This window comes from Streptomyces sp. NPDC058691, from assembly GCF_042714775.1.
In the GTDB taxonomy this organism is placed as follows: domain Bacteria; phylum Actinomycetota; class Actinomycetes; order Streptomycetales; family Streptomycetaceae; genus Actinacidiphila.
This window is the reverse complement of the sequence record NZ_JBHXSO010000007.1, coordinates 107,716-123,655: the sequence shown is the minus strand read 5'-3', so window position 1 is coordinate 123,655 and position 15,940 is coordinate 107,716. Positions and strand designations below refer to the sequence as shown.

At 70.5% G+C, this 15,940-nt stretch carries 9 protein-coding genes; 4 read left to right on the top strand and 5 right to left on the bottom strand.

What is annotated here, in order from left to right:
- Nucleotides 1–339: 339 nt before the first annotated feature.
- Nucleotides 340–927 (top strand): hypothetical protein, encoded by a 588-nt coding sequence (locus tag ACFWVC_RS07475; protein ID WP_384279959.1) that lies wholly within the window; start codon nucleotides 340–342, stop codon nucleotides 925–927.
- Between the two features lie 244 nt (nucleotides 928–1,171).
- A complete protein-coding gene (locus ACFWVC_RS07470) occupies nucleotides 1,172–1,972 on the top strand; it encodes an SDR family NAD(P)-dependent oxidoreductase (protein ID WP_384279955.1) in 801 nt (266 codons plus the stop codon).
- A 74-nt stretch (nucleotides 1,973–2,046) separates the two neighbouring features.
- On the opposite strand, the gene ACFWVC_RS07465 is transcribed toward ACFWVC_RS07470, so the two are convergent.
- On the bottom strand, nucleotides 2,047–3,132 hold the full coding sequence (locus tag ACFWVC_RS07465; protein WP_384279953.1) for a TDT family transporter: 1,086 nt from the start codon (nucleotides 3,130–3,132) through the stop codon (nucleotides 2,047–2,049).
- A 502-nt stretch (nucleotides 3,133–3,634) separates the two neighbouring features.
- Here ACFWVC_RS07465 and ACFWVC_RS07460 point away from each other — a divergent pair.
- Complete coding sequence (locus ACFWVC_RS07460) at nucleotides 3,635–6,394, top strand: multifunctional oxoglutarate decarboxylase/oxoglutarate dehydrogenase thiamine pyrophosphate-binding subunit/dihydrolipoyllysine-residue succinyltransferase subunit (protein ID WP_384279950.1); 2,760 nt, start codon at nucleotides 3,635–3,637, stop codon at nucleotides 6,392–6,394.
- A gap of 159 nt (nucleotides 6,395–6,553) precedes the next feature.
- On the opposite strand, the gene ACFWVC_RS07455 is transcribed toward ACFWVC_RS07460, so the two are convergent.
- The 4 genes from ACFWVC_RS07455 to ACFWVC_RS07440 all read right to left on the bottom strand — a co-directional run bounded on the left by ACFWVC_RS07455 (nucleotide 6,554) and on the right by ACFWVC_RS07440 (nucleotide 12,315).
- Entirely contained in the window at nucleotides 6,554–7,072 is a 519-nt protein-coding gene (locus ACFWVC_RS07455; protein ID WP_384279946.1) for a hypothetical protein, read from the bottom strand.
- A gap of 60 nt (nucleotides 7,073–7,132) precedes the next feature.
- The gene (locus tag ACFWVC_RS07450) at nucleotides 7,133–8,596 is read right to left on the bottom strand and encodes an MFS transporter (protein WP_384279942.1); all 1,464 of its coding nucleotides are present in this window, start codon (nucleotides 8,594–8,596) and stop codon (nucleotides 7,133–7,135) included.
- Nucleotides 8,597–8,878: 282 nt separating this feature from the next.
- Nucleotides 8,879–9,874: a GlxA family transcriptional regulator gene (locus ACFWVC_RS07445; RefSeq protein WP_384279937.1), complete on the bottom strand. Its 996-nt coding sequence runs from the start codon at nucleotides 9,872–9,874 to the stop codon at nucleotides 8,879–8,881.
- A 464-nt stretch (nucleotides 9,875–10,338) separates the two neighbouring features.
- Nucleotides 10,339–12,315 (bottom strand): discoidin domain-containing protein, encoded by a 1,977-nt coding sequence (locus ACFWVC_RS07440; protein WP_384279933.1) that lies wholly within the window; start codon nucleotides 12,313–12,315, stop codon nucleotides 10,339–10,341.
- A gap of 334 nt (nucleotides 12,316–12,649) precedes the next feature.
- On the opposite strand from ACFWVC_RS07440, the gene ACFWVC_RS07435 reads away from it, so the two are divergent.
- Nucleotides 12,650–15,781: a LamG-like jellyroll fold domain-containing protein gene (locus tag ACFWVC_RS07435; protein WP_384279930.1), complete on the top strand. Its 3,132-nt coding sequence runs from the start codon at nucleotides 12,650–12,652 to the stop codon at nucleotides 15,779–15,781.
- Nucleotides 15,782–15,940: the final 159 nt, after the last annotated feature.

Below are 15,940 nucleotides of genomic sequence, written 5' to 3'. Positions count from 1 at the left end.
GAGGACCACCGACAGGTAGGTGTCACATTCAGCCTAATCAGACCGCTTGCGTCGCGCCTGGCTGCCACCGCGGGAACGGGGCTCCGCCCGCGGGCCGGCCGGCGCCACGGCGGCCCACCTGACTCGGCGGCGCACCTTCCACAAGGTTGACACGCGCCACAGTGTCAATCTCACCCCATCGCTTGCTTGCGTACGCACGCATCACGTTTACCCACACTTCGCAACACCGCGCGACGCTCGCCGGCACCGATGCCCTACAGTCTCACCACCGACCTCTAGGCCCCACCGTGCGAAATGGAGTCGGAGATTCCATCACACACCCTGGTACCGGAAGACCCCGTGTTCGCTTCCAAGTTCCGTACCGTCGAGGATCCGCTTCTGCATTCCCTGCACTACTGGTATCGACTGGAAATTCCGCTCGGCCAGATCCACGTGGTGGACGCCGCGTACTCGAGTTACGGAAGAATCCTGCGCTCGTTCCCGCCACGGCTCCGTCACCTGATCTGGGAGTGCCGCTCCAGTCACTCGGCAGACCCGCCCCTGCCCTACCTTCACCCCGTCGACATCAGCCAGGTGGACCTGGACGCCCTCGACCGTTGCTGCCGGATGCTGCGCAATGCGCACACGAGGGGCCCGGCGCATCCGCTGGGAGGGATTCTCGAGGAGATAGGGGGCGGAATCGACCTTGCGGACGGCTTCTCCCGCGTGCTCCGAGTCCTGAGGCTCACAGCGCCCCCAGCTCTGCTCGCGACTTCCTTGGGAGCGGCATCCCGCGGTGCGGAAAGCCCCGTCGCCCTCGACCGGACGACACGGCGGGAACATCTCCTCTATTGCACCGAGGTGATACGGGAATTGAGCGACGGAGACGAGTTTCAGCACCTTGCTCATCAGGCTCTCTACCGGGCAGTCGTCTCCGCGACGTATTAGACGCGAGCTGTGCCTCCGCCGCCTGCGCACTGCATGTCCAGCCAGCCAGGCGGCGCCAACACGTCATGCCCGAGCCGAAACCGGGCTCCCGCGGCAGGTCCGCTTGCGCCCGGTACGACGAGTTCCGCCAGGAGTTCTCTGGGCGTCGACAGCTCTCCTTACTGCAGACGCGAGTCCGCATGTCAGTGCCAGCGTCTATGGTGCCCGCTAGTTCGACGCGGACTTTGAACAAGGGGACCGGGACATGCTGTTGGAGAACAAGATCGCAGTCGTCTACGGCGCGGGCGGCGCGGTGGGGCGGACCGTGGCCCGGACCTTCGGCCGCGAGGGAGCACGAGTCTTCCTCACCGGGCGCAGGGTGGAGGGACTGCAGGAGCTGGCCGAAGAGATCGAGTCCGCCGGTGGCCGGGCGGACGTCGACCGGGTCGACGCGCTCGACCAAGAGGCAGTCGAACGACACGCTGCCAAAGTGATCCGGACGACAGGCCGGATCGACGTATCCGTCAACGCTGTCAGCATCCGCGGGGACCTGCAGGGCACACCACTGACCGGGATGTCCGTCGACGACTTCCTGACGCCGATCACCACCGCGGCCACCGCCAACTTCGTGACCGCGACGACCGCAGCCCGATACATGTCCGAACAGGGCTTTGGCGTGATCGTGACGTTCTCCACCGCGGCAGCCCACCTGTCCGGCCGCGACCAGGGCTTCCACGCGACCGGAGGCTTCGGCGTCGCCTGCGGCGCAGTGGAACTGCTCTCCCGGCACTTGGCGGGTGAGGTCGGGCCGCGCGGCGTACGTGTCGTCTGCCTGCGTCCGGACGGCATCCCGGAGGCATGGGTCTCGTGGGGCATGATCGATGACGCCGCACCCGATCCGGAGGGGAGCTCCACGGTGAAGGCCTACATGGAACGCGGTACCGCGCTCCGCCGGCTGCCGAAGCTGGCCGAAGTCGCCGAAACGGCAGCCTTCATGGCATCCGACCGGGCGGGCGCCATCACGGGGACCGTGGTCAACCTCAGCTGCGGGTCCGTGAACAACTGAATCCGGGCCGCCTGACGGTCACTGACGGTCCTCCGATCGCTGCCGAGTCGGCGGAGCGGCAAGCGGGCGATGGGTCACTGCCGGCCTCCCGGTCTCACCGCGTGGCCCGCGGCGTGGTGGAGGGAGCGCCAGGCCACCAGGGCCCAGGCGGCGACGAGCAGGGCGTAGAAGGCGACGGCGGTCCAGACGAACGGCTGGGAGCCGGTGCGGACGGCGAGGGTGCCGGTGCCGGTGACGCAGGCGCCGAGGGGGAAGATGAAGGACCACCACGTGGGCGCGAAGGGAAGTCCCGTCCGGACCTCACGTACCGTCAGCGCCGCGGCGAGCACCAGCCACAGCATGGAGAAGCCCCACACCCCGAGTCCGCCGAACAGCGCGCAGACGTCCGCGCCCCGCGCGTACGGTGCGGGCAGCGCGCTCGGGGCCGCCGTGGCCAGTGCGCCCAGCGCCGTCACCGACTGGCCCAGCGCTCCCACGCCGATCCACACCGTGGGCACCACCGCACCCGTGGGGGCCTCGTGGTGCACCAGGCGGCTGTACACCATGGCCAGCACGAGCAGGATCGCCACCAGGCCGAGCCCGAACATCGCGTAGCAGGCCAGCAGCAGTGCCAGCCGTGGCTGCCCGGCCGGTGCGTGCGGGACGAGCAGCGCCCCTGTCGCGGCCGACACCATCGGCGGCACCACCGGCATGAGCCAGCCGCCGAATGCCGCGTCCGGTGCGAAGCGGTGCCGGGTGACCATCAGGTAGGGCACGGTGCAGGCGGTGGCGAGGCCGAGTACGGTACCGGCCGACCACAGCGCCCAGTCCACGTCCAGCGCCGCCCGTGACCCGATGATCCGCTTGCCGAGCAGCAGCGTCCCGGCGCCCACGATCAGCAGTGCCATGGGCGGGGCGCCGAAGAACTGGGACAGGGTCGGATCGGTGGCGTGCAGCCGCAGCGCCCGCTGCCGGACGTATCCGGCGGCGAGTACGACGAGCAGCAGCGCGGCACCCGCCCAGACGACCGTGGCCGCGTCCCGAAGCCCGGGGAGGGCTCGCGGCAGGGTGACCGCCGCGTTGGCGACGATCCCGGTGCCCATGACGGCCGCGAACCAGGTGGGGCCGAGCAGCGGACGCCCGGCTCTTGGGGCCCGGGGCGACCGGGGGCGGGCGTGCACGGGACGTCTCGGGCCCGTGTCACCCGTCGTCGGCACGGCTGGGGCACTGCTCGGCTGGGGTGGCACGGCGTAGTACGCCTCTTTCCTCGTCGTGGGGTCACCGTCGGTGGCCGGCCGGGTGGGCGGGACCACGCACGACAGCTCGCGAGTCGTCGCGGCCGAGTCCGTCGGCCCGTCGGCTCACTGGCGCAAGGAGGCTATGGCGGTTTCCCATGCGCGGCGCATAACAGCGTGTGCCACGACAGCCTCACATCAGGACACGACGGGCGGTGCCGATCGGGGCACACGCCCCCGCGATGTCCGGATGTGCCGCTGTTCTGGCATGTCCGGGTCTCTCCTCCGGCTCCCGGGACGTCGTAGCGTCGATGGCGCGACACGGCGGATGGGTTCGCCTCAACGACGAGCAGTGGAACCGAGGTCCTTGGACGCCATGGGTGCGGCCGAGGAGACCTGCCGGGTCCACCATCCATCGCTCTGAGTGAGGAAAGAAGGCGACCACCCTATGGTGTCGCGATCACGCGCCGGGGAGCCGGTGCTCCACGGGCTGGAATTCGGACTCAACGAATGGCTCGTGGACGAACAGTACAAGCGCTATCTGGAGGACCCGGGCTCGGTCGACCAGACGTGGAGGGACTTCTTCGCCGTCCCGGCCACCGCGATCGGCCACCAGCCGCGCCCCGGAACCACGGCCGCGCATGACAGCGCGGCCGAGGCGGCGGTCAAGGCGGTGCGCGTCGCCGCGCTGATCGACGCGTACCGAGTGCGCGGACATTTGGTGGCCGACACCGACCCGCTCACGCCGGCGGGCACGGTCGCGCACCCGGAGCTCGACATCACGGCGTTCGGGCTGCGGGAGGAGGACCTGCGCACGGAGTTCGTCGTCGACGGGTTCGCCGGGCGGTCCACCATGGCCCTCGGCGACGTGCTGGACGTCCTGCGGAAGTCGTACTGCCGCACCGTCGGTACCGAGTACATGCACATCCAGACCTCCCGGGAACGCCGGTGGATCCAGGAGCGGGTCGAATCGCCGCAGCCGCGGCCGGACCGCGGCGAACAACTGCAGATCCTCTACCGGTTGGGCGCGGCGGAGGCCTTCGAGACGTTCCTGCAGACCAAGTACGTGGGCCAGAAGCGGTATTCGCTGGAAGGCGGCGAGTCGGCGATCGTGCTGCTGGACGCCCTGCTGCTCCGGTCCATCGGGCAGGGCGTGGGGGAAGCCGTCATCGGGATGGCGCACCGCGGCCGGCTCAATGTGCTGGCCAACATCATCGGCAAGTCCTACGCGGAGATCTTCCACGAGTTCGAGGACGCGGTGGACATCCGGTCGGTCCAGGGTTCCGGCGACGTGAAGTACCACCTCGGCGCGGAGGGGACCTATCGCGCCCTGGACGGCGGCACGATCGGTGTCTCCGTCGTGGCGAACCCGTCGCATCTGGAGATCGTGGGGCCGGTCGCGCAGGGAGTCGTGCGCGCCAAGCAGGAGCTGGCCGCAGACGGTACCGGGGAGGGTGGATCGTCCGTGCTGCCGGTCGTCGTGCACGGCGACGCCGCGTTCGCCGGTCAGGGCGTGGTCTCCGAGACGCTGAACATGTCACAGCTGCCGGGCTACCGCACCGGCGGCACGGTCCACGTCGTCATCAACAACCAGGTCGGTTTCACGACCTCGCCCGCCAGTGGTCGGTCGAGCACCTACGCCACCGATGTGGCGAGGACGATCGAGGCCCCGATACTCCACGTCAACGGGGACGACCCCGAGGCCGTCGTGAGGGTCGCCCGTCTGGCCTTCGACTACCGTCAGGCGTTCCACAAGGACGTGGTCGTGGATCTGATCTGCTACCGGCGCAACGGCCACAGCGAGGTCGACGACCCGTCCATCACCCAGCCGGCGATGTACGACCGCATCGACGCCCGGCCTTCCGTGCGCAAGCTGTACGCCGGGGCACTGGTCCGCCGAGGGGACGTCGACGAGCGGCAGGTGGACGGCGCGCTGCGCGACTACCAGGGCCACCTCGAACGGGCCTTCGCCGAGACCCGCGCGGCGTCACAGCCCGCCTCCCCGCCGCCGCGGCCCCTCACCCCCGCGAACGCCGGGGACGGGACCGCACCTCCGACGGCGACCGCCATCACGGAGGCGACCGCACGGCAGATCATCGCGTCCCAGACCGCTCTGCCGCAGGGTTTCACCGCGCACCCGCGCGTGCTGCCGCAGCTCCAGAGGCGTACCAAGATGCCGGACGCGGGAACGATCGACTGGGCCACCGCGGAAGCCCTGGCCCTCGGCTCCCTGCTGCTCGACGGGGTTCCGGTGCGGCTGGCCGGGCAGGACTCCCGCCGCGGCACCTTCGGCCAGCGCCATGCCGTGCTCACCGACCGGCACACCGGCGCGGAGCACACACCGCTGAACTCCCTCGGCGCGCAGGCGGCGGGTTTCACGCCCTACGACTCGATGCTGTCCGAACTGGCCGCGCTGGCCTTCGAGTACGGCTACTCAGTGGCCAGGCCCGGGACCCTGGTGCTGTGGGAGGCCCAGTTCGGCGACTTCGCCAACGGCGCCCAGACGGTCGTCGACGAGTACATCTCGTCGTCCGAACAGAAGTGGGGGCAGCGCTCCGGGGTGACGCTGCTGCTGCCGCACGGCCTGGAGGGGCAGGGGCCGGACCACTCGTCCGCCAGGATCGAGCGCTTCCTCCAGCTGTGCGCGCAGGGGAACATGACCGTCGCCATGCCCTCGCTGCCGGGCAACTACTTCCATCTGCTCAGGCAGCAGGCGCTCGACGAGCACAAAAGGCCACTGGTCGTCTTCACCCCCAAGTCGATGCTGCGCTCGAAGGCGGCGACCTCCCGTCTGCCGGAGTTCACGACCGGCGGATTCCGTGCGGTCATACCTGACGAGACGGCGGACACCGCCGGGATCCGGCGCGTGCTGGTGTGCTCGGGCAAGGTCTTCCACGACCTGGACGCGCACCGGCGGGATGCCGGCCTGTCGGACACCGCGATCGTCCGCCTGGAGCGCCTCTACCCGTTCCCGGCCGAGGAGTTGGGTGCGGAGCTCGCACGCTTCCCGGCCGGTGCCGAGGTGCGCTGGGTCCAGGAGGAGCCGGAGAACCAGGGGGCATGGTCCTTCGTGACGCCGCAACTGCACCGGGTGGCGGGACGTCCCGTCGCCTGCGTCAGCAGGCCGGAGGCCCCGGCCCCTGCCGTGGGTTCCGCCCGGCGTCACGCCGGCGAGCAGAAGGCTCTGGTGGCATCGGCGTACCGCTGACCGACCCGTTGTGCCGGACACCCCTCGGACCGCGTCCGAGGGGTGTCCGGTCGTGTGGGGGCTCGCACCTCGCACCTCTTCCGGCGGTCGGGCACACGCACCGAGGGGCGGTCTCGACGAGACCGCCCCTCGGTGCCGGGCGCGTGGGTGACCGGGTGGTCAGAGGTGGTGGACGGAGGTGCGCGAGACCACGGCCTGGGCGAACAGCCGCCGGTAGAAAGGGCCGAGGCCATCGGGGATGGTGAGGGACCGGAACGCCTCTCCCACGGACAGCAGACGGCGACGGGCGCTCTCGCCGCGCGGGTTCCACGGAGCCAGTCGTACCTCCGCCCGCCACAACGAGCGGATCAGCACAAGCCCTTCCTGCGGGCCCCGGACACAGACGTACCGGCTGAACCCGAGGAGCCGGCACTCCATCACCGTGACACAGGCCTCCTCACGGACCCCTCGGCGCATCGTGTCGCGACACCGTTGACGCGGCTCGTGAGCACCGCGCGGCAGGCGCCAGTGCTCTCCGTCCTCGCTGACCACGACGATCCGGTCGCCGACGACACATACGACTTCCGCACCGAACGGCGTACCCGGTGGTGGTTCAGGAGGCGGACAGTACGCGACGTGGCATTCCCGGCAGTGGACGGGTGCGGTGAGTTCGCCGCCGTATTCAGCGATGTCGTTCATGATTCCCTTCCACGGTCGGACGGGGCGGCGGGGACGGGTCCGTCAGCCGTCGCCGGCGGATCAGGCCACGCGTTGCCGGGGCCTGTCCGGCGCGGCCTGGACCTCGGCCGCCGTGCGGTGGATCCCGAGGAAGCCCAGCACCGCGCCGAAGGCCGTCAGACAGGCGGCGATGGCGAAACTGAGCGCGTAGCCGCGCACGGTGGCGGTCATCGGGTCGATGCCCGCGTGCCGCAGGACGGTGGCGTGGCTGGTGCCGACCGAGACCAGGGCGGCCAGGCCGAGCGCACTGCCGATCTGCATCGACGCGTTGTTCATGCTGGTCGCGATGCCCGCGTCCTCACCCGTGGCACCGTCCACCCCCGCGACGGTGGACCCGACCAGGACCAGTCCGCCTCCCAGGGGCACGAGAATCAGGCCGGGCAGCACATCGGCCGCATACGTGCCGTGTGGGCTCAGCCCGGCGAGGAACAGGTAGCCGGCCGTGGAGATCGCGAGTCCTCCCCCGTTGAGCATCCGCAGCCCGTACCGGCGGAGGAGGCGTGGTGCGATCACGGTGGCGCTGAACAGGATGACCAACCCGAACGGTACGAAGGCGAATCCGGTCGCCAGCGGGGAGAACCGCAGGGTGTGCTGCACGTACAGGCTCAGTGAGAAGAAGAAGGTCGCGAAGCCCACGTAGTAACAGATGCGGACCACGTTGGCGATGCTCCGATTGCGCGAGCGCAGGAACGCGAGCGGTACCAGGGGCGCGGACACCCGGGCCTCGACCATGACGAAACCGATCAGGAGGAGTACACCGATCCCCACGGAGCCGAGGACGGGGAACGAGAGCCACGCGTGGCCGGCCTTCTCCAACAGGCCGAACACCAACAGGAGCAGGCCCAGGGTGACGAGGACGGCGCCGAGAACGTCCGGCCGGCCGCGCCTGGCGGCGGCCCGGCTCTCGGAGACGAGCTTGGGGGTGGCGAGAAACGCGAAGGCGGCGACGGGCAGGTTGATGAAGAAGATCCACCGCCACGAGGCGATGTCGGTGAGGAGGCCCGACAGCACGACGCCCAGCGCCACGCCGACCCCGGCCAGGCCGCTCCAAATGGCCATCGCCCGCGCCCTTTCCTGGCGCTGGGTGAACATCAGGGTCACCAGGGACAGGGCTGCCGGGCTCACCAGTGCCGCACCGATGCCCTGCGCGAAGCGGCCGGCGATCAGTACCCCGGGCTGCTGGGCCACTCCGGCGCTCGCCGACGAGAGCGCGAAGACCGCCAGCCCGATGAGGAACAGCCGCCTGCGGCCGAGCAGATCACCCAGGCGCCCACCGAGCATCAGCAGCCCGCCGTACGTGACGGTGTAACCGTTGACGACCCACGCCAGGCCGGCGGTCGTGAAGCCGAGATCCCGCTGGATCGGAGGAAGCGCGACATTGACCACGGTCACGTCGAGCAGCAGCATCACCTGCACCAGGCAGATGACCGCGAGCGCACGCCACCTGCGCGGATCGGGTTCGGGAGTCGGACTGATCGAAGCCATCGTTGTCGCCTTCTGCTCGGCCGGGCCACCGACGACGCGCGCCTCGGACACCGCTGTACGAGGCAACGCTTCGGGCCGGTCCCGGTCCTTGGGGGTTTCCTCTCCGTTCAACCCCCGGGGAGCGGCGGGTACTGGCCGCAGATAGGGACAGCAATGGCGCACATTCGGCCCTCTGACGGGCGTCTCGCCCGACTGGCGTTGCGGCTCGAAGGGGCGCGGGGCCCCCTGCGCGGCGATGGTCTTCGCCGGGCGGACCGGCGCCGACGCCGGCTTGCCGTCGTGTCAGTCCTGCGTGCCCTGGCCGGTCGTCCGGAAGCGGGCCCGGTACGCACCGGGCGTCACACCCACGTGTCGCGCGAACGCCCTGCGGAGCGACTCGGGGGAGCCGAACCCCGTGCGCCGCGCCACGACCGCCATGGAGTCGTCGCTCCGCTCCAGCAGGCCCTGGGCGGCTTCCAGCCGGATCTGCTCCACGTACCGGGCCGGAGTGGTTCCCACCTCTTCGTAGAAGAGCCGGGTCACGTGGCGGACGCTGACGCCTGCCCGCTGGGCCATGGCCGACAGCGTGTGGTTGCCCCCGGGGTCCTGGGCCACCGCGTCCAGGACCCGGCGGAGCATGTCCTGTTGCGTGTGCGGGGCCTGGCACCGGGCGCTGAACTGGGACTGGCCGCCCGGTCGCTGCATGAAGACGACCATGTCCTTGGCGGCCTCCCGCGCGACATCCGCACCGTAGTGGTCCTCGACGACGGCCAGGGCGAGGTCGATACCGGCGGTGACACCCGCCGATGTCATCATCTGCCCGTCCCGGACGAAGATGGCGTCGGGTTCGACCCGCACGGACGGGAAGCGCAGGGCGAGTTGCCGTGAGTACCGCCAGTGCGTCGCGGCGCGACGGCCGTCCAGGAGACCGGCCGCCGCCAGGAGGAACGCCCCCGTGCACACCGACGCCGTGCAGCGGCTGTTCTCGTTCAGTCGCCGAATGGAGTCGAGGAAACCGTCGTTCTTGATCAGCGTCTCCCACTCCGGACCGCCCGGGATCACCAGAACGTCGCTGGGCTCCCGTACGTCCTCGACGGACAGGTCGGCACTGAGCCGGGTCCCGGCGGAGGTGACCACCTCCGCCCCGTCCTCGGAGACGATCCGCACCCGGTAGCGGCCGCCGAACTCGTTGGCGGTCGCGAACACCTCGATGGGACCGGTCACATCGAGCAGCCGCACGCCCGGAAAGACGAACACGGTCACGGTGAGCGGGCCCGCTCCAGGACGCTTGCGGTTCATCGGCTGCCTCCGGGCCGTGCGCGGTGTGGACACTGGTTCGGCAGGACGGCGGGCTGACGGCTTGGGGGCGGGTCCCAGGGTTCCGGCCGCGCCGGCGGGAAGCCGTACCGCAGGCGTCACCACGCCCGAAGTGCTGCTCGGCAGAGCTCCCGGGGCGAATCAGGAAGCGGATCACGGCCGGTGCCGGACCGCCGTAACCGGATTTTCCCACCGCAAGTGTACGCCTGTGAACAGCACCGATCCCATGCTGCCGAGCCGCCGCACGTACGCCTCGCGGCATGCCCGACCAGGCCGACAGCGGGATTGAATCGTTACAAGAATCCTGCTGCGGATGTCCGCGTGAGCGGGCACACACGCGGGACCACGTGGTCGTCCCGCAACCGCGCGCCGTAGCGGCTTCCGCTGCGTCAGCCTGCCCGGCCCGGGGACTGATGCTGTCCGTCCCCGGGCCGGGCGGTGGCCGGTCAGGCGCTGAAGATCTGGACCTGCGAGCACTGGCCGGCCGGCCAGCCGGTGTTGCCGGTGAAGTTCAGCCGGACGTAGCGGGTGGTGGCCGAGGCGGGCAGGGTGAGGGTCGCGGTGTTCCCCGTCGCCGGGTTGAAGGTGTAGGCGGCGGAGGACAGCAGGGTCGTGAAGATGTTGCCGTCGTTGCTGCCCAGCACCGACAGGGTCTGGGTGCGGCTGCCCCAGGCCGGGTTCGGCGGCAGGTTCAGCACCAGGCGGCGGATGCCGGCGGCGGCCTGGAGGTCCACCTGGAGCCACTGCGGGAAGGCGTTGTTCACGCTCTCCCAGTAGCTGTTGGGATCGCCGTCGGTGGCGTTGCCCGACCCGTAGACCTGGGTGTGGCTGCTCTCCGAGGTGGGCTTGTGCAGCGCCAGATCGGTGGTGCCCGAGCTGCCGTCGGTGGTGACGGAGACCTGGTTCGACGGCTGGGAGAGGTTCCCGGCCGCGTCGGTCGCCACCACGTCGAAGGTGTAGGCGGTGGACGGGCTCAGCCCCGTGACGGTGAAGGAGGTCCCGGTGGCGGACCCGACCTGGGTGCGCGTGGAGCCGCTGACCCGCGTGATCCGGTACCCGGTGACCCCGACGTTGTCGGTGGCGGCGTTCCAGGCCAGCGCGACGGTGGTGTCGCTGTGACCGGTGGCCCGCAGCGAACCCGGCGCGGAGGGCGGCGTGGTGTCGCCGCCACCGCCGGCCACCGGCGGGGTGGGCCGGACCGGAGTCAGGGCGATCTGGCCCTTGAGCATCCGGCCGCCGTCGCCGGTCAGCCGCAGGTAGTAGTCCGAGGAGCAGAAGGTGCCGTCCTCGTCGAGGGCGAGGAACCCGGAATCGGTGGGGACCGAGGCCTGGGTCTCGGCGGTCTTGGCGATCTGGTTGCCCTCGTTGTACTCGTCGAACATCGAGATGTAGATGCCCTGCACGCCGGCCCGGCACATGTTGTAGAACTGCCGCCACATGAAGTCGCCGTGTGCCCGCTGCCGCCCCGAGACATCGCCGGGCAGCACGCACGGCTGGTAGTCGATGCCGTGCGCGACGCAGTCCGCCTCGTCGCCGACGGTGTAGGTGTTGTAGGCGTTGTCGGACTCCGCCGCGTTGCCGATCGCGCCCACCATCCACGGCGAGATCATGTTGAAGGCGTGGTACACGTCCGTGTAGCCGGTCTTCGTGCCCGCGCCGCCGGTCCGCCACTCTCTCGGCACCCCGCCGATGACGTAACAGCCCTGCGCCTTGAACCAGTTGATGACATCCAGGCAGGCGCCGACCGAGAACGGGTGGTTGTCGTCGTTGAAGCCGAAGCCCCAGATGCACACCACCGGCCTGCCGTTCTGGCGGGCGTACGCGGGCGAGGCCGTGTGCGCCGACATCTTGGCGGTCCAGTCCGTCTTGATCTCGGACTGCATGTTCCACCAGTTGGAGACGTCGTACATGACGTAGAACTTCACGCCGTGCGACTCGGCGGCGCTGCGGACCTTCGCCGCCATCGCGTCGCGCGTGGCGCCCTCCCCGCCGTTGGGGTTGAACCGCTGCAGGGCCGCGGTGTCGATGGCGTTCTGCTGCATCCATGAGAAGTGCAGGTCCACGGTCTGCTGGTCGTACGAGGAGAACAGCGTGGCCGGCTGGCCGTTGCCCAGGTTCGCGTACGCCGTCGGATAGGCGTGCGCGTACTCGCGCATGTCGGGCCAGCAGCTGATGGCGGTGTTGGTCCGGGACGGCTGCCGGCCCCAGTCCTGGCTCCAGTGCCACCAGCCGTTGATCGGGGCGCTGTCGCCGGGACAGGCGAACCAGCCCTGGTAGCCCACGGTGATCTTGCCGACCACGTCGCCGGGCGGGCTGCCGGCCGCAGCGGCCGGCGAGGCCAGCCCCGTCTGTGCGACCCCGATCCCGCCCGCGGCGGTGGCCGCGATCGCGGCCTGCAGGAAGACCCTGCGTGTGACACCCATCTGGACTCCTCCGGTCGGCTGTCAACTCCCGCCACTCCGCGGCTGATCGGCCATGCGCGGCGACTGGAAGCCTGGCGCCGGGGAGCGTAACGACGCGATTACACATCCGCAATACATCGCGCACCGAACGAAATAATCGGCTGGAAACACGCAAGAAGCCACTCACTTGGGGCCGTTACGAGCTACCGGGGCCCGCGAGGGCCACGGCCGACCGCCCCCGGGCAACGCACTCGCTCTCTCAACTCCCGCTGTGAGAAGGGTTGACGACTCCTGTGAGTTCGTGAGCAACTTTGTGCGTTTACATCGTTGTAAGCACAGCGAAAGGACGCGTCCGATGCTCCCCTCGTTGTCCGTGAGTTCGGGTTTACCGCCGTCGTCCGGAGGCCGGGTCCTCGGTTTCCCCGCCTGGCTGGCGGCGAGTGTCACGGCGCTGCTTCTGATCGTGCTCAGCGGGGTCGCCGCGCCGGCTCGTGCGGCCGGTGCGCGGGAGCCGCAGTCCGCTCCGGCCCCTGGGCCGGCCGTGGGTGCCGGGACCCACTTCCTTGACGACGACGCGTATCTGGAGGGTTTCGCCGACCCTGACTGGTACCGGGCGAACGTGCCGTTCGTCGACCTGCCGGACCGCACGATGCAGAGCGTCTACTACTACCGGTGGCGCGTGTACAAGGAGCACCTGCGCTACACCAACCCCGCCGACGGCTGGATCTCCACCGAGTTCCTGGACTGCTGCGGCTACGCGGCCCCGTACCAGGCCATCAACGCGGCCGTCGGTCACCAGGTCACCGAGGGACGCTGGGTGCGCGACCAGAGTTACAACCGCGACTACATCGCCTTCTGGCTCACCGGTCCGGGCGCCGGGCCGAAGCCCGCCACCGACGCCGTGAACGCGGACACCACCGACTGGGCACACGAGTACAGCATGTGGCTGGCCACCGCCGCCTACCAACAGGCGCAGGTCACCGGCGACTTCACCCACCTCAAGACCCTGCTGCCGCAGCTGGTCCGCCAGTACCGCGGGTGGGACGGGCAGTTCGACGACGAGCTCGGGCTGTACTGGTCGGTCCCGGTCTGGGACGCCATGGAGTTGTCCGCCTCCTCCTACGAGTCCGGCGACCCCTATCACGGCGGCGCCGGCTACCGGCCCACCCTCAACTCCTACCAGTACGGCGACGCCAAGGCCATCGCCGAGATCGCCCGCCTCGCGGGAGACACCGCGCTGGCCCAGCAGTACACCGCCCGCGCCGCGCGGCTCAAGGCCGCGATGCACAAGTGGCTGTGGGACCCCGAGCGCGGCTTCTACTACGCCATGGCGCGCGACGGCAACCCCGGCCACAAGCTGTCCGGCACGCGAGAGGAGATCGGTTACGTCCCCTGGATGTTCGGCGCCGCCGAGCCGTCGGCCGCCGGGGCGTGGTCGCAACTGCTGGACCCCCAGGGCTTCGCCGCCCCCTACGGCCCCACGTCGGCAGAGCGCCGCAGCCCGTACTTCATGAAGGACGCCGGCAACTGCTGCCGCTGGAACGGGCCGAGCTGGCCGTTCGCCACCTCGCAGACCCTGACCGGTCTGGCCGAACTGCTCGACGACCAGCCGGCGCAGAAGGCGATCACCAAGGACGACTACGCGGCCGCGCTGGCCACCTACGCCAGGACGCAGACCAAGAACGGCAAGCCCTACGTGGCCGAGGCACACGCCCCCGACCAGGACGCCTGGATCTACGACGGCGCGAACCACAGCGAGGACTACAACCACTCGACCTTCAACGACCTCGTGCTCTCCGGACTCTTGGGCCTGCGGCCCCAGTCCGACGACACGCTGAAGGTGCGGCCCCTGGTCCCCGGCTCCTGGGACCACTTCGCCGCGGAGAACGTGCCCTACCACGGCCACAACGTCACGGTGCTGTGGGACCGCGACGGCACGCACTACCACCAGGGCACCGGCATGCGGCTGTACGTCGACGGCAGACTCGTACGGCACTTCCCGACGTTGCGCGACACCACCCTGACCGTGGGCCGTACGGTCCCCGGGCCCACCGACGGCCTCGTCAACGACGCCGCCAACCCGCTGCGCACGGGCTATCCCAAGCCCATCGCCTCCTACACCTCGCCCTACGACAACCCGTGGAACGCCCTGGACGGCAAGGTCTGGTACGACGAGGTCCCGCAGAACACCCGCTGGACCAACTACGCCTCCCCCAACGGCGGCGACTTCTACGGCGTCGACTTCGGCGCCGCCATCCCGGTCGGCGACATCCGCTGGTCCGGCTACGACGACGGCGGCGGCGTCCAGCCGGCCGCCGCCTACCGCGTGCAGTACTGGGCCGACGGCACCTGGCAGGACGTACCTGGCCAGGTCCACAGCCCCGCCCAGCCGGTGGGCAACGGCACGAACCGCGTCACGTTCCCGACCGTGACCACCAGCAAGGTCCGGCTGGTGTTCACCAACCCGCCCGGCGCCTTCGTCGGTGTGACCGAGTTCCAGTCGTGGGCCCCGTCCAGCGCCGACGCCGACGTCACCGTCGAGCCCGTCAACGCCTCCGGCCTGATCACGGTACGACCCTCGACGCCGGTCCAGGTCACGGTGCGCAACACAACCAACCGTGCGCTCGCCTCCCCCCAGGTCGGCCTCGCCCTGCCGCAGGGCTGGTCGGCCGAGCAGGTCAGGCACAGCGCCGCCGCGATCCGGCCGGGCAAATCCGCCACTTGGAGCTATCTCCTCACCCCGCCCGCCGGCGCCGAACCGGCAGGCACCGCCGCCCTGACCGCGACCGCCTCCTACCGCCACCCGGGCAAGGGGACCCGGTCGACCCACCGCCTGCAGAACCTGCGCATCGCCTACCCGGCCGGACAGCAGGACGCGGTCGGCACATGGAATCTCGACGAGGCGACCGGTGACACCGCCCACGACAGCTCCGGATCCCACGACGCCGGCCTGACCGGCTCGCCGGCCTGGGTGAGCGGCGTCTCCAGGAGCGCGGTGCGCTTCGACGGCGCCGGCCAGTACGCCCAGACAGCCGGACCCGTCGTGGACACCGCCGGCAACTTCACCGTCTCCTCCTGGGTACGGCTCGACAGGACCGGCACGTTCGCCACCGCCGTCAGTCAGGACGGCACCGTCAGCAGCGGCTTCTACCTGCAGTACTCCGCCGCCGACAAGCGCTTCGCCTTCTCCACCGGCCAGGGCCGCGCGCTCGCCGACGAGGAACCGCAGACCGGCCGCTGGTACCAACTGGTGGGCGTACACGACGGGGACGCGGGCACGTACACCCTCTACGTCGACGGGGTGCGGCAGTCCACCGTGTGGACCCAGCTCACCGGCGACACCGCGAACGGCCCGCTGGCCATCGGCCGCGCTCTCTCCGGCGGCCGCACCGCGGACGCCTGGCCGGGCACCATCGACCAGGTCCAGGTGTGGGACCGGGCCCTGACAACCGCCGAAGTGGCCCGCCGGTACCGCCCTTCGGTCTGACCCGTCCAACCCCCACACGCCCCCGCCGTCGCCGCCGTCGCCGCCGCCGCCGCCCCGGGCCCCCCCGCCCCCGGGGGGGCGGGCCCCGGCCGGCGGGCCGTTTCCCCCCCCACGGGCCCACCCGCGGTGGCCCGGAGGGGGTGTGGCGGGGGGGGGCCC